This is a genomic window from Paenibacillus woosongensis, from assembly GCF_009725165.1.
Lineage (GTDB): Bacteria > Bacillota > Bacilli > Paenibacillales > Paenibacillaceae > Fontibacillus > Fontibacillus woosongensis.
The window spans coordinates 118922-145143 of the sequence record NZ_WNZW01000007.1 but is presented as its reverse complement, the minus strand read 5'-3'; the positions used below and the strand labels follow the sequence as shown (position 1 = coordinate 145143).

At 49.7% G+C, this 26222-nt stretch carries 20 protein-coding genes; 17 read left to right on the top strand and 3 right to left on the bottom strand.

The features are described 5' to 3' along the window. Window positions 1-43: 43 nt before the first annotated feature. Both GNP95_RS17165 and GNP95_RS17160 read left to right on the top strand, forming a co-directional pair. A complete protein-coding gene (locus tag GNP95_RS17165; protein WP_330163480.1) occupies window positions 44-1021 on the top strand; it encodes a carbohydrate ABC transporter permease in 978 nt (325 codons plus the stop codon). Next, on the top strand, window positions 1018-1875 hold the full coding sequence (locus GNP95_RS17160) for a carbohydrate ABC transporter permease (protein WP_155612086.1): 858 nt from the start codon (window positions 1018-1020) through the stop codon (window positions 1873-1875). The genes GNP95_RS17165 and GNP95_RS17160 overlap by 4 nt, the downstream gene beginning before the upstream one ends. 76 nt (window positions 1876-1951) lie before the next feature. Here GNP95_RS17160 and bglS read toward each other — a convergent pair whose 3' ends face one another. Together bglS and GNP95_RS17150 are read right to left on the bottom strand one after the other, a co-directional pair. Further along, entirely contained in the window at window positions 1952-2689 is a 738-nt protein-coding gene (bglS, locus tag GNP95_RS17155) for a beta-glucanase (RefSeq protein WP_155612085.1), read from the bottom strand. A 90-nt stretch (window positions 2690-2779) separates the two neighbouring features. After that, a complete protein-coding gene (locus GNP95_RS17150) occupies window positions 2780-4342 on the bottom strand; it encodes an extracellular solute-binding protein (RefSeq protein WP_155612084.1) in 1563 nt (520 codons plus the stop codon). 213 nt (window positions 4343-4555) lie between these two features. Here GNP95_RS17150 and GNP95_RS17145 point away from each other — a divergent pair, with 213 nt between their 5' ends. The 5 genes from GNP95_RS17145 (at window position 4556) to GNP95_RS17125 (ending at window position 13278) form a co-directional block, all read left to right on the top strand. Beyond that, window positions 4556-9202 (top strand): carbohydrate binding domain-containing protein, encoded by a 4647-nt coding sequence (locus GNP95_RS17145; RefSeq protein ID WP_196427218.1) that lies wholly within the window; start codon window positions 4556-4558, stop codon window positions 9200-9202. A 213-nt stretch (window positions 9203-9415) separates the two neighbouring features. After that, complete coding sequence (locus GNP95_RS17140) at window positions 9416-10015, top strand: TetR/AcrR family transcriptional regulator (protein WP_155612082.1); 600 nt, start codon at window positions 9416-9418, stop codon at window positions 10013-10015. A gap of 95 nt (window positions 10016-10110) precedes the next feature. After that, the gene (locus GNP95_RS17135; RefSeq protein WP_155612081.1) at window positions 10111-11331 is read left to right on the top strand and encodes an MFS transporter; all 1221 of its coding nucleotides are present in this window, start codon (window positions 10111-10113) and stop codon (window positions 11329-11331) included. Window positions 11332-11528: 197 nt separating this feature from the next. Next, window positions 11529-12455, top strand: coding sequence for a dockerin (locus GNP95_RS17130; RefSeq protein WP_230873878.1), 927 nt, complete (start codon window positions 11529-11531; stop codon window positions 12453-12455). 262 nt (window positions 12456-12717) lie between these two features. Beyond that, window positions 12718-13278: a hypothetical protein gene (locus tag GNP95_RS17125; protein WP_155612080.1), complete on the top strand. Its 561-nt coding sequence runs from the start codon at window positions 12718-12720 to the stop codon at window positions 13276-13278. A gap of 93 nt (window positions 13279-13371) precedes the next feature. Here GNP95_RS17125 and GNP95_RS17120 read toward each other — a convergent pair whose 3' ends face one another. After that, window positions 13372-14106, bottom strand: a complete 735-nt coding sequence (locus GNP95_RS17120; protein WP_155612079.1) for an SDR family NAD(P)-dependent oxidoreductase — start codon at window positions 14104-14106, stop codon at window positions 13372-13374. A gap of 378 nt (window positions 14107-14484) precedes the next feature. Between GNP95_RS17120 and GNP95_RS17115 the strand changes: the two genes are divergently transcribed. The 10 genes from GNP95_RS17115 (at window position 14485) to GNP95_RS17070 (ending at window position 26205) form a co-directional block, all read left to right on the top strand. Further along, a complete protein-coding gene (locus tag GNP95_RS17115; protein ID WP_155612078.1) occupies window positions 14485-15126 on the top strand; it encodes an FMN-dependent NADH-azoreductase in 642 nt (213 codons plus the stop codon). Between the two features lie 620 nt (window positions 15127-15746). Next, entirely contained in the window at window positions 15747-16652 is a 906-nt protein-coding gene (locus GNP95_RS17110) for a hypothetical protein (protein WP_155612077.1), read from the top strand. A 250-nt stretch (window positions 16653-16902) separates the two neighbouring features. Continuing rightward, window positions 16903-18630 (top strand): sensor histidine kinase, encoded by a 1728-nt coding sequence (locus tag GNP95_RS17105; RefSeq protein ID WP_196427228.1) that lies wholly within the window; start codon window positions 16903-16905, stop codon window positions 18628-18630. After that, a complete protein-coding gene (locus tag GNP95_RS17100) occupies window positions 18623-20188 on the top strand; it encodes a response regulator (RefSeq protein ID WP_155612076.1) in 1566 nt (521 codons plus the stop codon). Before GNP95_RS17105 ends, GNP95_RS17100 begins: the two co-directional genes overlap by 8 nt. Before the next feature lie 115 nt (window positions 20189-20303). Beyond that, window positions 20304-21635, top strand: a complete 1332-nt coding sequence (locus GNP95_RS17095; protein WP_155612075.1) for an ABC transporter substrate-binding protein — start codon at window positions 20304-20306, stop codon at window positions 21633-21635. Between the two features lie 122 nt (window positions 21636-21757). Then, the gene (locus tag GNP95_RS17090; RefSeq protein WP_413773756.1) at window positions 21758-22657 is read left to right on the top strand and encodes a carbohydrate ABC transporter permease; all 900 of its coding nucleotides are present in this window, start codon (window positions 21758-21760) and stop codon (window positions 22655-22657) included. A gap of 2 nt (window positions 22658-22659) precedes the next feature. Then, window positions 22660-23499, top strand: a complete 840-nt coding sequence (locus GNP95_RS17085; RefSeq protein WP_155612074.1) for a carbohydrate ABC transporter permease — start codon at window positions 22660-22662, stop codon at window positions 23497-23499. A 50-nt stretch (window positions 23500-23549) separates the two neighbouring features. Next, on the top strand, window positions 23550-24719 hold the full coding sequence (locus GNP95_RS17080; RefSeq protein WP_155612073.1) for a rhamnogalacturonan acetylesterase: 1170 nt from the start codon (window positions 23550-23552) through the stop codon (window positions 24717-24719). 52 nt (window positions 24720-24771) lie between these two features. Beyond that, entirely contained in the window at window positions 24772-25806 is a 1035-nt protein-coding gene (locus GNP95_RS17075; RefSeq protein WP_155612072.1) for a glycoside hydrolase family 88/105 protein, read from the top strand. Between the two features lie 21 nt (window positions 25807-25827). Continuing rightward, window positions 25828-26205 (top strand): sensory rhodopsin transducer, encoded by a 378-nt coding sequence (locus GNP95_RS17070; protein ID WP_155612071.1) that lies wholly within the window; start codon window positions 25828-25830, stop codon window positions 26203-26205. The last annotated feature ends 17 nt before the right edge of the window (window positions 26206-26222 follow it).

Genomic DNA, 26222 nt, shown 5'->3' with positions numbered 1-26222 from the left:
TGCTGGCTTGATAGCACACTTTATTAGAAGGAAGTGAGACACCGTGGAAATATCAAGAAATCCGGACACGCCGGAAGTCAGAAAACCCTTCGGAGCCCGGTTCAAAAAGGGGTTTAGGGAATACCGCATCGCGTATTTATTCATACTTCCCACCTTTCTGTTTATGATGCTCGTTCACGTCTTGCCCATGATCCAAGGGATCGTGATGTCATTTTTGAAGTTGAATCAATTTACATTAAGCCAGTATTTAAAAGCCCCGTTTATTGGATTGAAAAATTATTCGGAGCTGCTTTTCAATGAAAATAATCCTGTCCGTCAAGGTCTGGGATACGCGCTCCGGAATACGGCCATATACAGTGTCGTCGTAACCATTTCTGTAATGATTATTGGATTACTCGTAGCGATACTGCTGAACCGGGATTTTCCGGGAAGGGGGATTGCCAGAGCGGCCATGCTGCTTCCGTGGGTTGTTCCCTCCTATGTTGTGGGAGTCCTTTGGGGATTCATGTGGCAAAAAGAAGGCATCATTAATTATATTCTGGTTGATATCTTGCATTTAATGTCTGATAAGCCATTCTGGCTGATTGGTCAAAATACGATTTGGGCGATCATTATTCCTACTGTATGGAGAAGCTGGCCATTCATCATGGTTGTCTTTCTGGCTGGACTCCAAACGATTCCGGATGATCTCTACGAAGCTGCGAAAATTGATGGTGCCGGCCGATTGCGGCAGTTCTTTACCATTACCCTTCCGATGCTGAAGCCGATCATCGCTGTTCAGCTTTTATTCCAGATTATCAACAATGTGTACTCTTACAATATCGTCGCCATGATGTTCGGAAACGGTTCTGGCTACCCTGGCAAATGGGGCGATTTGCTCATGACAGCCTTGACCAGACAGACTTTCGGGTATTGGTCCTTCGGGGTTGGCGCGGCGGCATCTTTCCTCCTGATGGGAGCTATGTTGATCATTGTCGGGATATGGTATCGAATCTTTAGATCGGAGTTGAGAGTGGATTGAATACCCGAATCGCGAAAAAACTAGAGTATTACTCCCTAAACACGCTCACCTGGGTGATCGTTGCAGTTGTCGTATTCCCTATCTTTTGGATGGTCAAGGTTTCCCTTCATACGAATGGCGAGATCCTGCAGGGAATCACCAGCATGGCGATCCCTGAACCGCAATGGCTTAACTACAAGAATCTTTGGGAAACGATCAATTTTGGCCAATATTTTAAAAACAGCTTGTTGATTTGTACCGCAACGATGCTGATTTCTTGTTTCCTGGCCATATTGGCGGGATATGCACTTGCCAGGTACAGGTTTCCGGGCTCCGGATTGTTCGGAATCAGCGTCATCGGGACGCAAATGATCCCGGGTATTATGTTTCTGTTGCCCATTTATTTATTATTCTTAAATATCAAGGACACCCTCGGTATTCCTATGGTAGATACGTATTGGGGAATGGTGCTGGTATATTCAGCATTCTATACACCTATGAGTATTTGGATTATCCGGAGTTTCTTTGTCTCGATTCCAAAGGATTTGGAAGAATCCGCACGGATTGACGGTTGTAATCGAATCCAAGCTTTTGTCCGGGTTATTTTGCCCCTTTCCTTGCCCGGTATTATCGCTATGTGTGTGTATATTTTCTTGACGGCTTGGGACGAATTGATGTTTGCCTGGGTCCTGACGACGACACCAGAAGTTCAAACGATTCCCGTAGGCATCAGGCTGTTTGTCGGACAATATACCAACCGTTATGATCTGTTGATGTCTGCGGCGACTGTAGTTACACTACCCGTTATTATTACCTTCTTTTTATCGCAAAAGTATTTTATCAGCGGGATGACAGCCGGCGCGGTGAAAGGGTAGCCGTGGCAAGACAAACAAACAGCTTATTTTCCGAAAGGAAAATAAGCTGTTTGTTTTTGCATATCGTGGTTTGACTCTATTCTTCCGTATAAGGTGTGTATTTCATCCATTCATACTCCGCCGTAATTGGGGACGCACCGTCGTAGGGGCCCAGCCATGAGTCAACACCGGTGCCGTTCCAGAGGTTCATCATGATTTTGGCAGGGGTAACGGGAATGTTATCCGTTGCCGTATGTACCAGCATTCCGTCAATGTACCAATTGATTTCATCCTTTGTCCATTCAAAGGCGTAATCATGGAATTCCTCAGAGGCATCATAACCAAGATCAATCAGTTTCTCATGGTTGCCGACCCCGTCGGTGTAATAGTTCAATTGGACTTTGGTCGTATCCTTGCCAAGGAATTCGATGTCAATTTCGTCCCAAGGCGTTCCGAAGGGGGGGCCTGTGTATACGAAAAAAGAGGATACAATTCCTGTGTTTTTGGCCGCCTTCATACGAACTTCATATTTTCCGTAATGATACGTATCCAAGGTTTTGTACTCCGAGCCCTGTATATTTCCAGTATCATTCTTTGTAAGCATCAGTTCCATTGTTGAACCGTTAAAATGGATATTGTCAGCGGACCATACACAGTCAAAAGGGTCTCCATTGGAGTATCCGTTAGACATCTCCCACTTGGCCGGGTCATGCCTTGCAAATGTTTGAACCCAAGTGTTTTCTTGTTTTAACTCTTGGGTATCGCCGTTTTTGTCTGAACAACCTGCAGTTAATAAGGCGATTAAAACCGTAAAAACAATAACTTTCTTTTTCATCTGATCATCCATCCTGTCGTTTAATCTTATTTCATTCTAGATGGACAATCGACGGGGATTAAAGAGCAATCTTTCAACATAGCTATTGTATTATTTACTTGTTCCATGAATGGACTGATACCATTGGTTCACTTCTCTGGTCATTTGTTCTCCGCCGTTTGCCTTCCAATTCGCCACAAAATCATCGAAGTAGTCTATATTTTTTTTACCGTAAATGATTTGTAAAAACGTCTCATGCTGTGTTTGTTGAAGCTGGTCGCCTTTCTCCAGCATGGTTGGTGTCGGCGGGCCTTGATATTCATTGGGTAACCGGCTGGAAAATAATTGGGCGAGAACGGGTTTCTCGGTGTCGGACACCATTCTTGTCCAATGGGACGGAATTCGTGCGCCGTCATAGGTAAGGGTATAGGCCGTGACATCGACATAACCGCCGGGGATGAGGCTTCGATCCATGGAATACTTGCCATTTACCATCGTATAGTCATAGTCTTTTGCCATACCGTACGCGAATTCTCCTTCGCCTAATCCTTGTGTTTCGTATAGGTCGTTCATATAACGGAAAAAGGCTTGTGGATTCCTGATGTTTTTGTTGATGAGTACAGCTCCGTTTCTAGGTTGGGAAGCGCGATGATACGATTTACCGTCAGGCCCTTTTGGCAGGGGAATGGCGATGAATTTAGCTTGGGGATTCTTTTCCGTGAGTACGTTAAGCGGCCAGAACCGCATCCAATGGGGGCCGATAACGATGCCTGCTTTTTCTTGGGAAAATAATCGGGCGGCCGACTCTTCATCCTGCCATAACGCTTCATTCGGAAAGTACCCCGCCTCTCTCCATTCTCTAAGTTTGATCAAACCTTGCTTGGCTGAAGTTTGGATCGACCCGAACTCCAACTGATTCTGAGCTTCGCAGAAATTCCATTGTTCCGGCAGGCAGCCGTACATGCCGAATACCCAGCTGATGTCAGCCATCCAAGTGCTGATGGTGTTGCCCAGACTAACGGCCAGGCCGTAGGTGTCATCCTTCCCGTTGCCGTCGGGATCTTGGTGAGTAAATGCCTCAAGCACCTTTTCCAGCTCCGGCAGAGTGGTAGGAGGAGACAATCCGACCTTTTCAAGCCAATCCTCCCGAATCCACATCATGGGATCGGAATTATAGTCATAATCCAGAATCGGGATGGCATAATGCTCTCCTTGCCGTTCGTAAGGATACCAGACGGAAGGGTTCTCATTCATCGCCTTTTTCCAGACGGGAGACGCGTATTGCTCGAACAAATCATCTACGGCCATAAATTGGCCGGAATCAATCATCTGATGAACTACATCGGTTCTAACCGGAACAATATCGGGCATCTCTTGTTTATTCAGCAGATGCAGCTTTAATTTGGTTGAGAATGTACTGTCTGGGGTTGTCCATAAATATTGAAGATCAATGCCTAATTTCTCGCGCACCGATCGAGTATGAATGTTATCTTCAATGTTTTCGCCATTCTTGAAGCTAAGGGACGGCCGCAAACTAAATACGGTTGTCAATGTTTCCGGTTGGTTTCGGCTCTCAGATGGTGCGTTGGACTGCGTCCACTGGCCGTGTTGATAGAGTTCGTACATCGCTATCAGAATGAGGAGTATTACTGGTACGAACCATATTTTTTTCATATTTTATCCCTCCGAAAATCATTGTATCATGGAACGAATTGACATTGAATGCTGGTTCCGCCTTGCCGATCAAACTAGTTAACGGATCGCTAGAAAAGCTAAGAAGTAGTTATATGGCCGGTGGCAACATCCCTTTTATAATGTACTTACATTGCGATAAGGGAGAGTGAGTGTACGGTGAAACGGTTCATTGCACAAGGTCTAGTCCTGTGTATGTTGTTCAGCAGTTTCATGACTGCGGGTTATGCCAGTCCGATGAAAGAGGATTCAAAGGAAAATGACATAAAGGGTCATTGGGCCGAATCTATGCTCGGGAAGTGGACCTCTGTGGGAGTTTTGTCGGGGTATCCCGATGGGAAGCTCCATCCGGATCAGCCTATGTCCAGAGCTGAGTTCAGTAAGCTGCTGCAGCGGGTGTTCGGTATTAGCGGAACGGACCAGCCTGCATTTAAGGATGTGCCGGCGGACGCTTGGTATGCTTCTTCCCTGGAAGCAGCTGCTCATGCCGGATTTATTAAGGGGTACGAAGACGGAACGTTTAAACCTAACAACTCGATTACGAGAACTGAAGCAGCTGTGATGATGTCCAGAGCATTTCAGCTTTTTGAAATCGAACGGGGAATGGGCACGGATGTGACGGGAATTTTTTCGGACAAATCAGAAATTCGCCCTTATTCCTTGTCTGCTGTAAAAGAACTGGTTATGGCGGGGGCCATCCAAGGATATCCGGACGGTTCCTTCCGGCCCGATCGATGGGTTACCCGCGGTGAGGCGATTGTCATGCTGGATCGGCTTGCCGGGACACTGTACAACAAGGCTGTCACCGATGAACGGAAGGAGGTCCTGGCAAATGCTGTAGTCAATTCGAAAGATGTGATGCTCCGAAACAAAGAGATTACAGGAAATCTGTATCTAACCCAGGGGATCGGCAATGGGGATGTTACGATAGAAAATTCGAAAGTCGCCGGCGTAACCTTCATAAACGGCGGGGGGCAAAACAGCATCCATATCAAAAACACGGGATTAGCAAAGGTGGTGCTGTATAATCTGGATCATCCTATCCGCGTAATTATGGAAGGTGAATCCGTAATTCAACAGCTGATATTGCGCAGTCCGGCTGTGCTTCACGTAGATGAAGGAGCTGCGATTCAGCAATTGATGCTTCAGAAAGGCTCTAGCGGAACAGTAGTGAGTGGAAAAGGTGAAATCTCCCGCGTAAAATCTGAAGCGGCAGGAATAATGGTAAACGGCAAACAGCTGGAGCAAGGGAAGGAGTACAGTTGGCCGTCTGAGAGGGAAGCGTTGATACCTGCTGACGAGAAGGGCGTTCCGGCAGGGAACACGGGGAAAGAAACTGGCGGGTTGACTCCATCTCCGGGGAATAGCAGCCCTGGCAAGGGCAGCGATCCGGGATCCCGTCCGCCTGACTCCTGGTCACCTGTGATTGCCCAAGGAAGCTTACCTGGTACAGCAAAGGTAACTGCCACAGTCTCTGCAGGGAACCGACTGGCTGTCCTGGTATCCAACAAAGAGATTTCCTCTGTGCAGGCCGGGGAATCATTGCATGAGAGCAGTTTATTGATAGATCCCTATGAATCAGGAACCGATATCTCCGGTGTTGACTCACGCATTAACAAGTACCTTGGAGTTTATGAAGTTGATCAGAACGGAAAGATTGTCCGTTTCCGGCAGATTGTCTTGACGGAAGCAAATATTAAGCCTGAAGCATGGAATATGGTGTGGAATGATGAATTCGAAGGAACCGATGTCGACACCAGCAAATGGAACCATGTTCGAGGCGGTGGCGGTTACGGGAATAATGAGCTTCAAAACTATACTGATCGCGCAAAGAACGCTCGCATTGAGAACGGGAATTTGGTTATTGAAGCCCATAAGGAAGATTATCAAGGCAATGCATACACTTCCGCGAAGCTGACGACCGAAGGCAAGGGAGATTGGACTTACGGCAAATTTGAGATTCGTGCCCAAATGCCGCAAGGCAAGGGAATATGGCCGGCGATCTGGATGATGCCTACGGATCAGAATTTGTATTCCGGATGGCCGGCTAGCGGAGAAATCGATATCATGGAGCTTCTGGGCCATGAACCGAATAAAATATATGGCACCCTTCACTATGGACTGCCTCATGAGCAATCGCAGGGCAGCTACACTCTGCCTGAAGGTGCCACGTTTACCGACGATTTTCATACCTTTGCGGTAGAATGGGAGCCCGGAGAGTTCCGTTTTTACGTGGACGGGGTGTTGTATTCCAAGCAGAACAATTGGTTCAGCCAAAATCAGGAGGAAGGTGGAGAATACACCTATCCCGCACCTTTTGACAGGGACTTTTTCCTGCAGTTGAATCTGGCTGTTGGCGGCGATTGGCCAGGGAATCCGGACTCCACTACGGAATTTCCGCAAAAGATGCTCGTAGACTATGTCCGTGTCTATGAAAGGGATGGTCAGGCTTATCGCCAGCCAGTTATGCCTGCAGCCAAGAACGTAGTCATAAGAGAGCCAGGAGAAGATGGGAATTATGTGGAGAACGGAACGTTTGAAGATGAGTTGAACCATTGGGTGTTTCAACCGTTCGCCCCACCTGCTGATCTGTTCGGCGGTAGAGGGTCTGTGGCGGTGGATCAAGGAGCAGTGAAAACAACCATAGATCAGGAAGGGGACGTCAATTACGCCATCCAGCTGATTCAAGCCGGTTTGCCATTGATTAAAGGATCCACCTACCAGCTGTCCTTTGATGCTTGGTCGTCTGGAGACAGAACGATGATAGCGTCATTGTCGGGTCCTGACCGGAGCTACACCCGATATATGGATGACAAAACGGTTGCACTTACCGCGGAACGGCAAAACTACACCTATACCTTTACCATGAATTCGGATACGGACTCCAATGCCAGACTAGAATTCAATATGGGAGACGCAGGCACGCTGCCGGTATGGATTGATGAGGTGCGTCTAATTAAAATTGCTGATCCTGATCCGAATATTCCTCGTAGTGCTTTACCGAGCGGCAACTTGATTTATAATGGCACTTTTGATCAAGGCAAGGATCGCCTCGGTTTTTGGAAGATCGATGGACCGGGCAGCGCGGATGCGAATTATTATGTCGGAAGCGCGATAAATGACCGCAAGTTGTACGTGAAGCCAAGAACTGCCGGACAGCCTGATGAGCTTGTTCTTAGTCAGGATCGGCTAAACCTCATAGAAGGAAAAATGTACATTCTGTCATTTAGCGCTAGAGCGGAAAATAACGTAACCATTTCGGCACGGATAGGCAGTGAAGATAAGCCAAATCTTTATGGAGAGCAAGTGTTTGCCATAGGAACAGAACCGCAAACTTATTCATGGATTTTTACAATGGGTCCGGTGCACAGTTCAAGCAAGCTTGAATTCGGGTTGGGTGCTCTGACGCATCGCCTAGAGCTGGATAATGTGAGTTTGAAGGAAATGAGTCCGCCTGTGGTGGTCGACGGTTCGAAGCGGATTGAAGCGGAGAATTATTCTGATATGAAAGGCGTGCAAAAGGGAGAAGACGGATTAAGCGTTGGCTGGATCGACCCGGGCGACTGGATGCAGTACATCATTGATGTCAAGAAGGCTGGCGAATACAGGATTGCTTACTACGTTGCGTCGGGATATGAAGGCGGCGGATCATTGACCTTGCTGGCCAAGCAGGGCAGCGTATATACGCATACATTGCCCGTAGGCGAGATCCAGGAGACGGATGCCGATTTCAAATATACGTGGAACGTAGCGAATACGGGAGATTGGGGAATCTTCAAACTGATGGAGCAGACCATTCAGCTGAATGAAGGAATCCAGACCTTGCAAATCTATGCTCCTCATGTGAATATTGACTATTTTACGCTGACGGATGTCAACCAGCGGAGCTTTACCGGAAATCTAATTCGCAACGGGACATTTGATGCCGATGCCAGTGAGTGGCAGACCTATCAGTCGGATAACAAGTCCGATAAGCTCTCTATTAGCGCGAAAGATGGTGTCATGCAAATTCAACTTCCTGAAATAATGCCCGAAAATTGGAACCAGCAGGTCTATCAAGAGGGCCTCACGTTGGAGCAGGGGAGAATCTACTCGGTAACCTTTGATGTCTATTCCACGGTAGATCGGCCAATTCAATTGGGTGTAGGCGTTGTGGATCCCAGCAATAACTATGCGTATACGGATTTCCTTGATGGCAACAAGCCTACGATTTGGCTAACTCAGGTGAAGCAGCAGCAGCAATTTTCCTTCGTGATGAACCATCCGACGGAAACCAATGCCAAGCTGGAATTTGATTTAGGCCAGCTAACGATTGGAGGGAATGTATACGATAAGGCGGGGGTTATTTTCCTGGATAACATTCGGCTTAGCAGCAGTCTGATTCAGAACGGACTGTTCGGCGAAGGAACGGATCATTGGTCGGCCTATTGGGGAGACGAGTGGAACGGGCATTCTTCCGGAAGCTTAACCCAGAGTGGCGGAGAGATGGTGATTCAAATCGGTTCGGCAGGAAGCCAAAATTGGAATCCGCAAATCAGCCAGGAGGGAATCCGGCTCGAAGAAGGTAAAACCTATCAGATTTCTTTGAATGCCCGTGCGAGCGTTCCGAGAAAAATAAATATCGGTCTTGGAAAAAAGCTAAGCGAAGATCCATGGCATGTCAGCTATTTCGGAACGGATTTGTCACTGACCACGGATATGCAAAGATACACATTTACATTTACAATGAAGGATACGACAGAGGATCATGCCAGAATCGATATGAATGTGGGCGAGCTTGAGGGTTTGGGTTCCAATACGGAGGTCATTTTAGACAATATCGTGCTGGTTGAAGTAGACTAAACTGTCAAGGAACGCCGATATAAAGCAATTATAGAAAAGGTACAGTCCCTTAAGCGGTTGGGTGGCTGTACCTTTTTTTGTTATATTTTTATGACATCATTTCCCATGGATGATTTGGTGCTCGGCACGATTTAAAAAGGGGTTGCCTAAGCTGGCCTTATTCGATTATAATACTGAATAATTGTTCAGTATTCTGAAAGCGGTGATTCAGGAATGAATAAAAAGAAGCGGCAAAGCGAGCAAACCAAGAAGAAGATGGCCGATGCCGCTAGAGCTTTGTTCGTACAGAAGGGGTACAAGGCTACATCGATCGAAGATATTGTGAAGGCTACCGGCTGCAGTGCGGGCAACATTTATTATCATTTCAAGAACAAGGAAGGCTTGTTTCTATATTTGATAGATGAATGGAACCTCGAATGGGAGGAGACATGGCTAGCGAAGGAGCCGCTCTACCTAACCACGATCGATAAATTGCACGGCATGGCTGAGCATTTAGCGCTCGATCAATTAAACCATCCACTGACCAGGGCCGCTGATGAATTTTACAACAATTCGGAGAAAGCTTCGGACGTGGAAGAGCGGATTAATGAAATTGTCAAAGGCTATCTCATATTTAATCAGCAATTGCTGCAGAAAGGGATCGATAACGGCGAATTTAAAAATACAAATGTAGAGGGGTTAGCCATCATTCTGGACAGTCTGCTGCTTGGCTTAAGCCAGCATGCGCGAAATATGGACCGGCAGGAGACGCTTGAGGCTTACCAATTGGCTATGGATGTGTTTCTGCATGGAATCGCCAAGCCCTCTAAATAGTTCAGGTTTAAAATTACGTCGACAGACGTTTTTCTTTTTTCATCATTTTGAATGAATATTCAGTATGTTTGCATACAACGTTGGAGGAATTCTGTATGGGGTTAATGTTGAAAAATCGGGGTGCGGTACTGATCCTGATGTTGAATATTTTTCTAGTTTTTATGGGAATTGGGCTGATCATCCCGATCATGCCTAAATTTATGAATAGTTTGGGGATTAGCGGAAGTACGGTCGGCCTGCTGGTGGCCACCTTCTCACTGACACAGTTTCTATTTTCGCCTCTGGCAGGCCGTTTGGCCGACTCTTACGGAAGAAAGCGGATGATTGTCATCGGCATGATCGTATTTGCTTTTTCCGAGGCGCTGTTCGGATTGGCGAGCGCTCCCGTGCTGCTGTATATTTCAAGGATGCTTGGCGGCATTAGCGCCGCGATGATTATGCCGGCCGTGATGGCTTACGTCGCAGACATTACGACACAGGATGAGCGTGCAGCAGGGATGGGCTACATTAATGCGGCCATTACGACAGGATTTATTATCGGGCCTGGAATCGGAGGGTATATCGCCGAGTTCGGGATCCGCGTCCCGTTTTATGCCGCAGGAGTTGCGGGGCTTATAGCAGGCTGTATTTCTATGTTTGTCCTTCGGGAGTCTCTAACTATGCAAAAGGCGTCTTCCGAATCCCCTGCATCATCGGATAAAGAGAGCAGCTTTTTAACTCAATTGCTTCATTCTTACCGGGAGCCCTTTTTCTTAAGCTTGATCATCGTTTTTGTCATGTCTTTTGGGCTGGCCAATTTCGAAACGGTCTTTGGACTGTTTGTCGATCATAAATTCGGGTTCGAACCCGGGGATATTGCCTTTATCATTACATTCGGCTCCATCGCTGGCGCTGTAGTTCAAGCTACGGCCTTCAGTTGGATTTTGAACCGGTTTGGCGAGAAAAATGTCATCTCGGTATGTCTTCTGTTTGCGGGTATTTTCATTCTTATGACGCTTTTTGTGCACAAGTTTTGGATGATTTTTGCCGTTACCTTTATCGTTTTTCTGGCGATTGATATTTTGCGTCCAGCTATCGGCACCCAAATGTCGAAGCTGGCTGCGGACCGGCAAGGCTACGTCGCAGGGCTTAATTCGGCATATACGAGTCTCGGCAATATTGCAGGGCCGATCCTCGCAGGATATTTGTTCGATATAGATATCAACTATCCGTATACTCTCGCATGCATCGTTCTGCTGCTTTGCTTTGGGCTATCGCTAAGAGCGGGCAAACGTATGAGTGTACAGCCTCCCGAGCGTCGTTCAACCACGATCTAGTAGGCAAGGTACATGCACCGAAGTAACTATATAGCTCTCCACATGGAATAGATTTTCAGTTGTCTACCATGTGGGGAGCTTTTTTGTTTATATAAAAAGGTAATTAGTACCTACCAATATATTGTTATATATGTAAAATATAGAATTAATAGCTGATATATCTCTTGAAAAATAAATATAAGAAAGGAAGAGTCTATATGTCTATACGGCGTAAATGGATGTTAGGTTTTCTGTCTGCCGCATTAACCGTTTCTTTAACTGGAACAGCTGCTGCACTGGCCAAGACGCCTCAGCGCCAGGCAAATGCGGTCAGCCAGGCGGCTATTGCTGCCTCGCTGACCGACATGCCAGAGGCACTAAGGCCTTCTATTGAATTGGTCTATAATAACCGAATGCTGAAGGAGAATTCTGTAGGCCGCAAAAATCTCATTTTTGACCAAATCTTTGCCGGTAAGGGAACGATCAATTATGTGGTCCGCTGGCAGTCGCCCAAAAATCTGACGCTGCAGCAGCGTCAGGATATCGAGCGAATGCTGGGGCGCCAGTTGAATAACTGGACCAAACATCTCAAGGGATATGACGGATGGCCTTACGGGGATATCCCGGTCAAAGTTGTGGGCTGGGCCGTTGCGAATCCCGCGCAAATTTTAAACAAACAGCCAAATGAAATCGTGTACACGCAAACGATTGTAGATGAGCTTAGCAGAACCGATCCGCGGATTCCATCGGCACTGCCTGTCGCTCCAAGCGCGCTGTCCCGATTCGAGCATTTCAACGATCGGAACTATGTCTATCCTGGAGGATTGGACAAGCGGTTTGACATGTATTTATGGGCGACGGCCAATTTTGGCGGTGGTGCTGGAGGCGATTGGGGCCAGCGCATGTCGGATGAGTATATTTTAAGCACGGTGAACAACTATGAAGTCCATATTATGGAGCATGAGATCGGCCATGGATTCGGACTGCCTGATTTCTATGGAGCCCAGGATCGCCCGCCTGGAGGGTTTCCGCTGCCGACTATTATGTGGGCGGGGAACTCAACGACAATTACGGATTGGGATGCCTGGCTGCTTCGCTATACATGGAGCCAGCTTAAAAAGGATACGCAGCGCTTCCAGCCATAATGATTTAGCCCGTAGGTTCTGAGGGGAACCTGTCACTAACACGAAAAGTGGAAAACCGCAACAAAAAAGGCGTGCCGGGGGCACGTCCTTTTTCATGCAAGGCAAGAAAATTCTGTCGCTTACTTTACCTTAAAGCTGCTCACTAATAGTCGAAAATTGTCTAAAAAACTCGAATAATTATTTATTAATTTGTTATAATAGAAAATTAAGGATATTATATAACAGCGAATGGATTTGTAAGTCAAACAACTGGAGGTACACAATGACAAATTATAAAATCAATATGAGGCGCGGGCTTAAGGCCACAACGCTTCTGCTGGCAATGAGTGCGTGCATTTTGCTAAGCGGCTGCGCGGGCAAAGCGCAAACAGGGGCCCAGGGAAACACGCCAGCACCTGATAAAGGAACTGCAGCAGCGAACCAGAATAATACAGGCGGGCAGCCTGAGCAGCAAAAGAAAGCCGTATCGGAGACGGAGGGCCTGCCTTCTGGGGTAAAGGTCCAGAAAGTGCTCAAAGATATTTCGCTCAAAAATAATTATCATAAAAAAGTCGAGCTGCTTACCGATGGAGGCAAACGCATTATGATTACCGATCCCAGCGGCGGGCTGGTTCTGCTGAATCTGGAATACGAGGGCATAATCCAGGAGGTCAGCGGGAGGAAGGTTACCGTGCAGCTGGAACATGGCGGGCAGCGAACGATAACCATCCCGGACAATATGACGATTGAAGACGATGACAACCTGGGACTGAATAAAGGCGTTGAAATCGAGTGGACGGTCGATGCGGACGGAAACATCCAAAGCGTCGAGCTGGATGATTGATAATAAAAATAGCCGGGCACCGCTCAGGATACGTTCCTGCGGGGGCTCGGCTATTTTTTATAGTAGAATAAACGAAATGCTTGAAGCGGGCTATTACCGGGCGGAGTATCCGCCGTCGATCACGAGCTCGCCGCCCGTAATATAGGATGCTTCGTCCGAAGCCAGGAACAAAATGGCATTGGCCACTTCCTCGGGTTGTCCCAGACGCTGCATGGGCGTCGCGCGAACGAGCATATCCATCGCTTCTTTGTACTCCGTCAGCTTTGCCGTCATCGGTGTTTCGATTACGCCGGGAAATACCGTATTTACGCGGATATTGAATTGGCCCAGGTCCGCCGCGGCCGCACGTGCAATAGCGCGCAAAGAGCCTTTGGACGCAGAATAATGGTTAAAGCCGGAGCCAATAATTGCCGTATAGGAAGAAGTGTTGACGATCGAGCCTTTGCGCGCTTCCTTCATATATTTCGCAGCATGCTTAATACCCAGGAATGGGCCGAAAGAGTTGATTTTGTGCATTAAACTCCAGTCGGCTTCGGTAATTTGGTCGGGTGTTTTTTCAGAGGAAATCCCTGCATTATTGATCAGAATATCGATGCGGCCATACTTATCCATAACCGCCTTCGTCAGTTCAGCCCAATTTTGTTCGGAAGATACATCCAGCTTCATGCCCTCGACGTGATTGGTTTCGGCGATCTTGGCCAGATTATCCTCATTGATATCGGCGGCAATGACAGTTGCGCCTTCGTCTGCGAACAGCTTAGCCATGGCAGCTCCCATGCCTGACGCCCCGCCGGTAATGATTGCGATTTTGTCCTTCAAGCGATCCATCGCCAACATCCTTTCAAGTTGTATGGTGTACTCGGTCACGGGCAATCCCCGTATTCTAACCTCTAGGCTTAACCAGAACAGCTGGTCTTATACGGTATTGAAATGGATGTATGAGAATCAGATGCTGCGTTAATTTTGCAGGGCTAGTGGAAATTCCTTACGATGAATGATGTAACGGTCATAGTAAACCCTCATTTCACGATTTTTCTATAATTCATTGAATATGTCGTATAAGCGATAGATGTTAAATAGAGGAAGGTATGCCGTTTATCTGCTGCATGCAGCCTAAAAATATGACATCTGCCGGAAACATCTGATAAAATAGAGTGGGCTATCAATCATACCTAAATATGTAGAGAAAAAGTGGAGGAATCTTACATGAATGTACTAGTTGTTAAAGCCAATAACCGTCCTGCTTCTGAGGGCGTGTCCAGTAGAATGTATGAAACGTTTATGGAGGCAGTCAAAGGCCAAGAGAACCTGAACGTAACTACGTATGACGTATTCGAAGAGGATACGCCTTACTTCGGCCAGGATCTGTTCAATGCCTTCGGCAAAATGCAAAACGGCGGCGAATTGACGGATGTTGAGAGCCGTCTTTTGGCAGCTAAACAAAAAGCAATGGACGCATTAAGTGCTGCAGACGTCGTTGTATTCGCGTTCCCGCTGTGGAACCTGACCATTCCGGCGAAATTGCAAACCTTCATCGATTACGTCTATGCTGCGGGATTTGCATTTAAATATAATGAGGAAGGCCAACTGGTTTCGTTGATGACGGACAAGAAGGCAATCTTCCTGAGCGCGCGCGGCGGCATCTACTCGACGCCAGAAACAGCGCCAATGGAAATGGCCGTGAATTATATGCGCAGCGTATTCGGCGGCGTGTTCGGCATGCAAATCATCGATGAAGTCGTCATCGAAGGGCATAACGCAATGCCGGCCAAAGCGAACGAGATCATCGAAGACGGCTTGCGCCGCGTAGCCGAAGCTGCTTCCAGACTGGCTCTTCAACACGCGTAATGACCATAGGCTTGGCATGATCAGGCACTTGATTAGTATCTTATAAACAAGGCTGTCCCCAAAGATTAGGATTGGAATTGATTGGGGATGGCCTTGTTTTTTAGTGCCTGCGTTAAAGGTAGTGGGATGGGGGAAGTCGCCAAGCCGCCTACCGATCAAGTTGCCAAACTGCCAAGCCGCCTACCGATCAAGTTGCCAAACTGCCAAAACACCAATACGCCAGTTGATCAAGTTGCCAAACTGCCTAGGATGCTGAGTGCTCAAGCCTCCCAAGTCTCCCAAGCCACTCAAGCCACTCAAGCCGCCTAAGGCTCTCGCAGTATCCTTAACGGACCGTAGTTCCGCTATTAGCGAAAAAAACACAATATTGCAGAGCTAACGGACCGTAGTTCCGCTATTCAACCAAATGCGGGTGAAAATAGGGATGGTAGGGGCAAATAAAGTCCTCTGGGTCCGATAGAATTCAAAATCGGGGGAAAATGAGTAAATAGCGGCTCTTCTGTCCGTTAGCATAGTGCTTGCAGCTGCTGCATCCAGAACCAGACCAATGGATCCACCAACCAACTAAACAATATCGTTGGAACATCCGATATTACTAATGATTCGAATGATGGAAGGTGATGGGCATGTTTTTTTTCGGCAAGAAAGCTAGAATCACGGAACAAAAGGTGCAGGAAACCGTAAAAGCGCTAGAGCAAGCCTACACAGCCAAAAATATAGACAAGCTCACGGCAATGTTCCATCCGGACAAGCGGCAAATATCGTTCCTTAACCAATTTCAGCTGATGATGAACTTTCAGATATACAACATTCAATCTGAAATTCTGAACGTGGAAATCCTTACGCTGACCGGGGAAGAAGCTACATTTACATATACGCGCAAGCATATCTACACTTGCGTCAATGAAGCGGATGAGAACGGCGAGATTCTTAGCAATATTACCAGTTACTACGTGCAAATAGCCGTGGAGAAAAAATCTGCCTACATTACGAGATACTCGCCATACAGCGTCTTGCATTTAAATAAGGACGGAGAGGTTTTACCGGGAGAGCAGGCGGTTGTTCCAGCAGGGGCACAATTTTTCGAGAGAATGCGGCGCTTTATTAACGAGTTCGATTTAGATGGCTTCCAGGCGGCCACCTATTTGCTGTATAACGACAGCGAAATGATCGGCTATTACCCGGAGGCAGAGAGGTACCGCTACAAAACGTCGGAGCAGTTCACCGTCGATTATTTTGAGAAAATGGACGCCGCTTCGATCAAGGAGCACACGGAAGGCTATCTGGAGCAGGAGATTTTGGAGCTCGGTGTTATACTCGCGCTTGGTGCAGATTACTCCATCATTGAGGCGCAGTTTACGACAGATTCCTGCTTCCGGCATGAACTCCTGTTGAGCCTGGCCGCGCCGGACGGCTTTTTAATGATCCGTTACTTGAAGAAGGATGATCGGCCCATCCTGCCAGAGGCACGACAACGCTGGATTGAACAAATGAAATTGGCAGCAGCGCAAATTGCAAATGAATAAACATCGTAACACGGGGTACCCGCAACATCGCTTAGATGAGAGGGTACCCCGTTTGTTTTGCAGCATGGAGCAATATTTGTTATTCATAGCATGAAATAGATATTACGATGGGTATCCGCACGCTCATTAATTATGTAAAATATCGATAACACAACTTGTAAGCGCTTGCTGTGATTGACCTATAAATGGGGTGGCCTTCTTGATAGGGAAAATTCGCGGACTAATGAAGGAAGCAGGCATCTATCACAAAATGCTGATACTGATTACGCTGCTGATGATCGTCAGCTTCTCCTTGTATTGGATCGCACTAAAGTATGTGACCGACCTATACGACAGGCAGATGTATGAGCGAACGTCCCAGGTGTTGAACAGCTCTGCGCTTGGGATTGAGAATCAGCTAAGAGAGCAGGAGGGGTTGTCGTTCCGGGTGTTCTCCGACGAGCAGCTGCAGCGCAGCCTGGCCAGCCTGAAGCTGGAGAGCGTTACGTCTTACCAGAAGGCTGTTCAGCGCAAAAAAATAATGGATCGTCTCACCGCGATCGCCGGTTCCGAGAAGTTCGTCTATTCCATCATGGTCATCGACCCGGAGCGGCATATTCTGATCGGTGGCAATCGGGCAGGCCTAGCGCAGAATCTGCAGTCCGAGCTCATGACGATCGCCGAAGACGCAGACGGATCGAACGTGTGGTACGTTGGCAGCGACCGATCGCTGTACGCCGTGCGGCAGATCAAGTCGTTCAGCGGGACGACCTTCCCGCGGGATGACCTGGGTACGCTCATCGTCCGCTTCCGCAAGGAGCGGATTATGGAGGATTATGTGCAGAGCGGCGGGGATAGCAGCCATCTGATCATTACGGACGGGAGCAAGATCATCTATCCCGACCATCCCCTCATCCCGGAGGAGGAAATTGCCGATGAGCTGGTACGTTCCGAATCCTACGGGTTAACGACCGTGGGGGGGAGCAAATATTTTTTCACGCGGGTAAGATCGTCGGATTTAGGCTGGACTTATTTAAATATGACCCCGTATGACAGCATGTTCCGCAACATATCATTCGTCAAAGACCTTGTTACGATCATCTTCGTCCTGATTTTGCTGATCGGCATTGCGCTGGGGGTCAAATTGTCGCGCAGCATTACACGGCCGATTGAGCAGCTGATCAAGAAGATGCGCAAGATTGAGAAGGGCGATCTCGACAACCTCGAGGAACAGTCACTTGGAGAGGTGCCGAGAACGTCGCAGACCGAGGTTGAGCATTTGCAGCGCACATTTAAAATGATGATCCAGCGCATCCGTGAACTCATCAACCAAAATTATGCGAAGCAGCTCGTCATTCGCGAAAGCGAATTAAAAGCGCTCCAAGCGCAAATCAACCCGCATTTCTTGTACAACACGCTGGATTCGATCAATTGGCTGGCCAAAGTGAACCGCCAGACGCAAATTTCGCAAATGGTCGAGGCGCTTGGCTTCCTCTTGCGGAGCTCGCTAAGTGACGGAACCAGCCTGATCACCCTGAAATCGGAACTCGATATCGTGCACAGCTATGTAACGATCCAGCGCATCCGCTTCGAGGAACGGCTGGACTTCCAATTGGAGGTGCCTGATAAATACCTGGACGCTTTGATTCCGAAAATGACGCTCCAGCCCCTGCTCGAGAACGCTATTCATTACGCCCTGGAGCCGAGAATCGAAACCTGTCATATCCGCATCATCGTCGAGGAGTCGGCCGAACGCGGCGGCGGGCTGGATATCCGGGTAGAGGACGACGGCCCGGGGATGGCGCCGGAATTTCTGACAGAGCTCAGAGGCGGGCGGGTCCAGACCCGGGGCAAAGGCATTGGGCTGTCCAACATCGAGGAACGCATCAAGCTGACCTTCGGCTCTGAATGGGGCATCCGTATTGACAGCGAGCCAAACGTCAGGACGGCGATTCATATCCGTATTCCATACAGACAAGGAGAGGACGAGGATGTATAAGGTGCTGCTCGTAGACGACGAACGGATGATATTGGAGGGAATCCAGCAGATCGTAGACTGGAGCAGCGCGGGAACCGAGCTGATCGGCACCGCGCGCAACGGAATCGAGGCCTATGAGCTGATCGCCAAGGAGCAGCCGGATTTCGTCATCAGCGATATATCCATGCCTGGGATGAACGGGCTGGAGCTGGTAGAGAAGACGATGCAGTCGTTCCCGGATATCCGGTTCATCATGCTGACGGGGTACAAGGAGTTCGAATATGCGCGCAGCGCCATGCAGTTTGGCGTGAAGCATTACCTGCTGAAGCCCTGCAACGAGGCGCAAATCTATGAAGCGCTGGCAGAGCTTGTGTCCGAACGGGAGGAGCGGCGTCAGAGGGAGCGGTTCGTTGCACGGATGAAGGACGGGCTGAGCAAGGTGCTGCCCCATGTGAAGGAGCAGTTTTTGCGCGAACTCGTATCCAATAAGACGTACGGGCGCAGCGATCTGGAATATTACCGCGAGCTGTTCGGTCTTGAATCGGCAGAGCAGCCTGTTCGCCTGCTCCTGTTCCAGTTGGAGGACTCACACGAGTACGAGCATTTATTTGCCCTGAAAAATATTGCCGAGGACTTGCTGACAGGTGTCCTGCTGGGAGCCACGCTCAACGGCAGGCTGTTGATGGCTGTCCGCGAGACGCGGGATCAGGCCCTCCTGCTGCGGAACATTGAGGAAGTAAAGCGAACGTTCCTTGGCTTCTACAGTGTAGAGCTGACCGTGGCGCTCAGCGAAGCCGGACCGATGGAAGCAGCGCGCAGGCTGTACCGTGAGGCGCTTCAATGTATGAACCACCGCTTTTACGTCGGTGAGGGGAGTCTTATCACGCAGAGCGACCTGCCGGCAGACGAACGGGGAAGCGGGGATGTCGAGCTGGACGAGGAGCGGATAGCGCTGCTGATCAAGTCGGGCCTCAGCGACGAGGTCGAGCGCGAACTGGAGCGGCTGTTCTGCCAGCTGGCGGAGCTGTGCCTGGAAATCGGCGTCACCCGTTCCTACGTGCTGGAGCTGTACGCGATACTAATCCGCCTTTGCTCACCGGAGGACCGTCACCGCTTCACGGCACAAATGGCCGAGATCGTCAGGCTGGATACCTTGTCCAGCCTGAAGACCTTCGTCAAGGAAGCGGCCATTCACGTCACCTCAGGCTACTACAGGAACAGCATCAGCCGCCGCTCCTCCATCGTCGAGAGAATGCTCTCGATCATTGAGCAGCATTACATGGATGCCGAGCTTACTCTGAACGGAGTGGCGCACGAGATGCTGTACATGAATCCCGACTATCTCGGCAAAGTGTTCAAGCAGGTAACGGGAGACAACTTCTCCCATTACTTGAGCCGCCTGCGGATCGAGAAGGCGGCCGAGCAGATTCGCCGCAGCGGTGATGTGAAGGTGTTTGAGCTAGCCGATTCTTACGGCTTCGGGGGCAACTCCAAATATTTCAGCCAGGCGTTCAAGAAATGGATGGGCATGACGCCAACGGAATACCGCAAATCGCTGGAGGACGGCAAAGCCGAGTGAAGCACCTCTGATTTTTATACCTTTAAGTCGGATGAGTGAGTTTCCTTACACCCCCTTTAGGGGCGAAAATAATACTTGTAAGCGTTAACAAACTAGCGTTCGACGAAAGGGGAGCATGTTTGTGAGGAAGAAAACCGCTTTATGGATGTTGGTTGCCCTGCTGTTCATTTTGCCTGCCTGCAGCGGCGGAGGCAGCACCGGAGGTGCGAGTAACGGAGGGGGCAATGACAAGCCCGCGCAAGAGAGCAAGGGTAAAAAGGATACAACGACGCTGAGAATTGCCTGGTGGGGAGGCGATAAGCGCCATGAATATACCCAGCAAATCGTCGACAAGTATCAGGAACTGAACCCGAATGTCAAAATTGACGTCGAATATGCTGCATTTGACGACTACTGGAAGAAGCTTGCGCCCCAGGCGGCCGCCAACCAGCTGCCGGACATCGTGCAGATGGACATCTCTTACATCGTGCAATACGCCAAGAACGGCCAGCTTGAGGACTTGACGCCTTATATGGGCAATCAAATCAAAATTGATGACGTTAACGAAAATGTAATTTCCACGGGAAAAATCAACGATGTCCAATACGGCGTGCCAACCGGTGTGAACGTGCTTGGATTCCAATACGACCCCGAGCTGTTGAATAAAGCCGGCGTCGATAGCATCCCCGAAAATTGGACTTGGGATCAATATGAGGAAATCGCCATGAAGGTTAGAGACGCGGGTTATGTCATGGACGGCTCCATGGCGCCGGATATTTTCTTTCATTATTTCCTTCGCACCCATGGATATTCGCTGTATAACAAGGAAGGTACGGCGCTCGGCTATGAGGATGATGCTTTATTCACCGAATTCTTCGGGCGTCTGGCCAGGCTGATTAAAGAAGGAGCCGTGCCATCCCAAGAGAAGCTGACGCAAACGAAAGGCATTTTGGAGGAATCGGAAATCGTCAAAGGAATGGGTGTCGGCGTATGGCAATGGTCTAACCAGTACGTTGGACTTCAGGCAGCGGTCAACCGGCCGATGGAGCTGGCGCCTATGATGGGACCGAATATGGAGAAGGGCCTGTACATGCAGCCGAGCATGTTCTGGTCGATCACCTCCCATTCCAAGAACAAGGAAGAAGCGGCGAAGTTTATCGATTTCTGGATTAACGACGTGGAAGCCAACAAAATCATCAAGGGCGAGCGCGGAGTTCCTATCTCGGCATCGATCAAAGAAGCGATCGTCTCCGAACTGTCGGAGCCGGAGAAGCAAATCTTTGACTTCGTTGCAGCCATGGAAGAGAAGAGCTCGCCGATGAGCCCGGCGCCGCCGGTAGGTTCGCCGCAGGTGATCGCCTCCCTTGCCGACCTGGTGGAGCAGATCAACTACGGCCAGATGACTCCGGAAAAAGCCGCAGCTGCATTCCGGCAGGAAGCGAACGGCATCCTGGCTAACAATAAATAGGCTTAGGCTGTCCTAACCACTTGAGCGTGGCGGCAAATCAGCTTTTGGGACGAGGAATGCCGTTTACTGCCGCTGCTCAGGTGGATTTCATGTTCACCATACTGCCAGGAGGTGCAGATGCCTTGCGGAAACAGTCACTCAGAGCCAATTTGACCGGATATGCTTTTATTAGTCCCTTTGTGATCGGTTTCTTGGTCTTTACGTTTATTCCGATTTTGATCTCATTGTATTTGTCATTTACGAACTACAATTTATTTAACGACCCGCAGTGGGTCGGATCCTTCAATTTCAAAAAAATGTTTACCCAGGATCAGAAATATTGGAACTCGGTCAGAGTTACTTTTATATATGTATTTGCCGGCGTGCCGCTGCGGCTGATGTTCGCCTTGTTCGTGGCCATGCTGCTCAATACGAAGTCGCGCATGGTCGGCTTCTACCGGACCGTGTATTATTTGCCATCCATCATCGGCGGAAGCGTCGCTGTATCGATTATGTGGCGCAACATTTTTAACGAACAGGGCATTGTAAACAGCCTGCTCCTGTTTCTCGGCATTCCGCCGGTCGCTTGGTACGGCGACCCCAATGCCGCGCTTGGCACGCTGATTGCATTATCGGTATGGCAATTCGGATCGTCCATGCTGATCTTCCTGGCTGGTCTGAAGAATATTTCCCCAGAGATGTACGAGGCGGCAAGCATTGATGGAGCAACCGCTCCCCGCAAATTTTTCAAGATTACGCTGCCGCTGCTGAGCCCGATTATTCTATTCAACCTGATCATGCAGACGATCAGCGCATTTATGACCTTTGTTCCGGCTTATATTATTTCCAAAGGGGAAGGAACGCCGATGGACGGAACCTTGCTGTACTCCCTGTATTTGTTCCGGCAGGCCTTCATGTTTAACAATATGGGCTACGCCGCGGCGATGGCTTGGGTCATGCTTATCATGGTCGGCATCATGACGGCGATTCTGTTCAAGACATCGAAATTGTGGGTGTTCTATGAATCGAAAGGAGGCCGTTAATCATGGTTGCAGGCAAATGGAAATGGCCGGTCTACCATCTTTTTGTCGGGGCAATTGCCATTCTTATGCTGTACCCGATTATCTGGCTGTTCATGAGCTCCTTCAAGGAGAGCCGGACGATTTTTGCCACGGCCTCGCAGCTGATCCCGCAGTCCTGGGATTTTGGGAACTATGCCGCAGGCTGGGCCGGTGTCGGAGGACAGCCTTTCGCCCAGTTTATCGTCAATTCGCTCATCATCGTGGTGCTGGCTACCATCGGCGTCGTCATTTCCTCGGCGCTGGTCGCCTTCGGCTTCGGCCGGCTTGATTTTAGAGGGCGCAATCTGTGGTTTGCACTAATGATGGTGACGCTGATGCTGCCCCATGACGTGGTGCTCGTGCCGCAATATATTATTTTCTCGAAGCTCGGATGGCTGAACAGCATGAAGCCGATTGTCATCCCGAATTACTTCGGGGCGCCGTTCTTCATTTTCCTGATGATCCAATTCATCCGCTCCATTCCGATCGAGCTCGATGAGGCGGCAACAATCGACGGCTGCGACAAATTCCGGCTCTTCTACCGCATCATTCTGCCGCTCATTAAACCAGCGCTCGCTACGGCGGCAATTTTCTCCTTCTATTGGCGGTGGGAAGATCTGATCGGCCCGGTACTGTATTTGAATTCGCCGCAGAAATATACCGTGTCGATGGGGCTGAAGATGTTCCTGGACAGTGAGTCCGGGTCCAACTGGGGAGCGATGTTCGCGATGTCCATCGTCAGCCTGATTCCGGTCGTCGTTGTATTTTTTATGTTCCAGAAACAAATTGTAGAAGGAATTAGCAGCAGCGGATTGAAAGGGTAGCAGATGTTGACGGTTAGCCATAGTAGACCATCGGGGGGAGGGGGAATTGTATGAAAGATGAGACGAAGGGAGCCGCGGCGCCTGGGCTGGAGAAAATATCGTGGAAATTCGACTTTGGGCCAGGGCAGCCGGCGGAAGGCTATACCGGCGTGACCGCGGAAAGTGTGTATGACTCTGCGGCCGGGTATGGATTCGAAGACATAAGCGGTGTGTATGCCCGGGATAGATTGGCCGCGGCTGCTGCCGTTTCCGGCGATGCTAGGGCCATGCTGTATCATCGCTTCTGCATTCCGATGGGAGCTACGTTTACAGCAAATGTGCCGGACGGCGTATATGTGGTGAGTATTCTGGCAGGAGACGCTTTGGCGGAAACGCATACTCTGCTGAAGGTCGCCGGCAGCAAGCGGGTGCTGCCGCCGATCCGCTCAGCAGCCGGGCAGTTTATCGAGGAGAAATTCGCCGTTCCTGTGCGGGGCGGCCGCTTCCGTCTGCAAGTGTCAGGGCAGGCGCCTCGCCTGAATATGCTGGAGCTTCAGCCCGCGCCAAGTACGCTGACTCTATTCCTTGCGGGCGATTCCACCGTGACGGATCAGCCGGAGGACGGATATCCCTACGCGGGGTGGGGGCAGTTGCTGCCCGCCTTGTTTAAGCACGATGTCTGTGTGGATAATCATGCCCAGTCCGGGCGCAGCTCCCGGAGCTTCATCGAAGAAGGGCGCCTGGAGGCGATTCTGCAGCTGATCAAACCTGGCGATTTCCTGCTGCTCCAGTTCGGCCATAACGACGAGAAGCCCGATCCCCGGGGGACGGACCCGTTTACGACATATAAGCAGCATCTGCTGCGTTATATCGAAGTAGCTCGGGAGAAGCGGGCCCACCCGGTGCTGGTGACGCCGGTGCATCGCCGGTATTTCAACCCGGACGGAACGCTCTCTGATACGCACGGAGATTATATCACGGCCATGCAGGAGCTGGCCGCAGAGACGGATACGCCGCTTATTGATCTTGCTGCCCGAAGCAAGCGATTGTTCGAGGCTGCCGGGCCAGAGGGCTGCAAAGACCTGTTCATGTGGGTGTACCCGGGCGAATATATGAACTTCCCTGCGGGCGCACAGGACAATACGCATTTCCAGGAGCAGGGGGGAGAAGCGATCGCCCGGTTAATTGCCGACGAAATTCGCAATTTGCAGCTGCAGCCTTTATTCATGTATCTCAGGTAACGTATGGGAGGAACAAATGATCACAGAGCCATTAAGGGGAGGAGAGCTAGACATGCCAGCATTGGTTTATGATGAGGCGAAGGTGAAGCAGACGATCGACCGGGTCGTCGAACGTACGTTTAATATGGATTTCAACTGGGACTGGCCGGGCGGCGTAGCATATTACGGGGTCTGCGAAGCGTACGAGGCCACGGGAAATGAGGAATATTTGACCCAACTGAAAGCCTGGGTCGACGAGCATATGGAGGACGGCCTGCCGAAGCTTTCCGTAAACGGCGTGTCAATCGGCCACTGTCTGCTGACGCTATATCGGGTCTACCAGGACGAGAAATATTTGAACACGGCTGTCGAAATGGCGGAATTTTTGAAAAATAAAGCGGAACGGTTCGCGGATGGTATTTTTCAGCATACGGTGAATTCGGTGAATGACGTATTTCCCCAGCAGGCCTGGGTGGATACGATGTTTATGGCGGGTTATTTTCTGCTGCGCATCGGGCATCTGCTCGGAAACAAGGAATATTTCGAGGACGGCCTGAAGCAGTATCACGGACATGAGGAGTTTCTGCAGGATCCGGATACGAATCTTTACTATCATGGCTGGGATCATTTGAACCAGAACCATATGTCCGGTATCTACTGGGCCCGCGGCAACAGCTGGGCGGCGCTCACGATGTCGAAGGCGCTGCAGTACGTTGAGGTTCAGCACCCATCCTATATGATCATCGACGGATCTTTGCGGGATCAGCTAAGTGCGCTCGTCAGGCTGCAATCGCCCGAAGGGCTGTGGCATACGGTGCTGGATGTCGAGACCTCTTACCTGGAAACCTCCGGATCGGCTGGGATCGCTACGGCGCTGCTGATGCGGGGAAGATTGTACAACAAGTATACGCAAAAATCGATCGAAGGCATTCTGTCCCGGATCAAGGACGACGGCACGGTGACGGACGTTTCGGCCGGTACGGCGGTCATGAATAATGTAGAGGGGTACAAGGAAGTGCCTTGCAAACGGATCCAAGGCTGGGGACAGGGGCTAGCCCTGGCGTTCCTGGCACAGCTGCTGCGCTCCAAGGAAGATCCGTACAATTAACAAGAAGGGAGAACTGTCAATATGGGAGTTCAAGCAAAAGGACACCGTTTCTGGGTCATTCCCGACGGATATATTCCGCCGGATAGCCGGGGAGAACTCGTCAGCCACGAAAGCATCTGCGTGCTGAATTGCGGGGAGACGCCGGCAAGGCTTGTCATTACCGTCTATTATGAAGACCGCGAGCCGCTGGAGGGCATTGAGGCTATTGTTGAAGGCCGCCGCACGAAGCATATTCGCACATCCTCCCTGGAGAGCGGCGGAGAACGAATCCCTGCCGGAGTGCCTTATGCGCTAACGGTAGAAAGTGATGTTCCCGTCATCATTCAATACAGCCGGCTCGATACGACCCAGCCGGAGCTGGCACTGATGAGCGTTATGGCCTATCCTATTGAAAATTAACCGTGCCTGCTTAAATT

Bases quoted from the DNA above. Each gene is read 5' to 3' on its own strand.
- bglS (WP_155612085.1), bottom strand. From the start codon at position 2,689: ATGAAAAAGAAAGTTATTGTTTTTACGGTTTTAATCGCCTTATTAACT.
- GNP95_RS17150 (WP_155612084.1), bottom strand. From the start codon at position 4,342: ATGAAAAAAATATGGTTCGTACCAGTAATACTCCTCATTCTGATAGCG.
- GNP95_RS17145 (WP_196427218.1), top strand. From the start codon at position 4,556: ATGTTGTTCAGCAGTTTCATGACTGCGGGTTATGCCAGTCCGATGAAA.
- GNP95_RS17140 (WP_155612082.1), top strand. From the start codon at position 9,416: ATGAATAAAAAGAAGCGGCAAAGCGAGCAAACCAAGAAGAAGATGGCC.
- GNP95_RS17135 (WP_155612081.1), top strand. From the start codon at position 10,111: ATGGGGTTAATGTTGAAAAATCGGGGTGCGGTACTGATCCTGATGTTG.
- GNP95_RS17130 (WP_230873878.1), top strand. From the start codon at position 11,529: ATGTCTATACGGCGTAAATGGATGTTAGGTTTTCTGTCTGCCGCATTA.
- GNP95_RS17125 (WP_155612080.1), top strand. From the start codon at position 12,718: ATGACAAATTATAAAATCAATATGAGGCGCGGGCTTAAGGCCACAACG.
- GNP95_RS17120 (WP_155612079.1), bottom strand. From the start codon at position 14,106: ATGGATCGCTTGAAGGACAAAATCGCAATCATTACCGGCGGGGCGTCA.
- GNP95_RS17115 (WP_155612078.1), top strand. From the start codon at position 14,485: ATGAATGTACTAGTTGTTAAAGCCAATAACCGTCCTGCTTCTGAGGGC.
- GNP95_RS17110 (WP_155612077.1), top strand. From the start codon at position 15,747: ATGGGCATGTTTTTTTTCGGCAAGAAAGCTAGAATCACGGAACAAAAG.
- GNP95_RS17105 (WP_196427228.1), top strand. From the start codon at position 16,903: ATGCTGATACTGATTACGCTGCTGATGATCGTCAGCTTCTCCTTGTAT.
- GNP95_RS17100 (WP_155612076.1), top strand. From the start codon at position 18,623: ATGTATAAGGTGCTGCTCGTAGACGACGAACGGATGATATTGGAGGGA.
- GNP95_RS17095 (WP_155612075.1), top strand. From the start codon at position 20,304: ATGTTTGTGAGGAAGAAAACCGCTTTATGGATGTTGGTTGCCCTGCTG.
- GNP95_RS17085 (WP_155612074.1), top strand. From the start codon at position 22,660: ATGGTTGCAGGCAAATGGAAATGGCCGGTCTACCATCTTTTTGTCGGG.
- GNP95_RS17080 (WP_155612073.1), top strand. From the start codon at position 23,550: ATGAAAGATGAGACGAAGGGAGCCGCGGCGCCTGGGCTGGAGAAAATA.
- GNP95_RS17075 (WP_155612072.1), top strand. From the start codon at position 24,772: ATGCCAGCATTGGTTTATGATGAGGCGAAGGTGAAGCAGACGATCGAC.
- GNP95_RS17070 (WP_155612071.1), top strand. From the start codon at position 25,828: ATGGGAGTTCAAGCAAAAGGACACCGTTTCTGGGTCATTCCCGACGGA.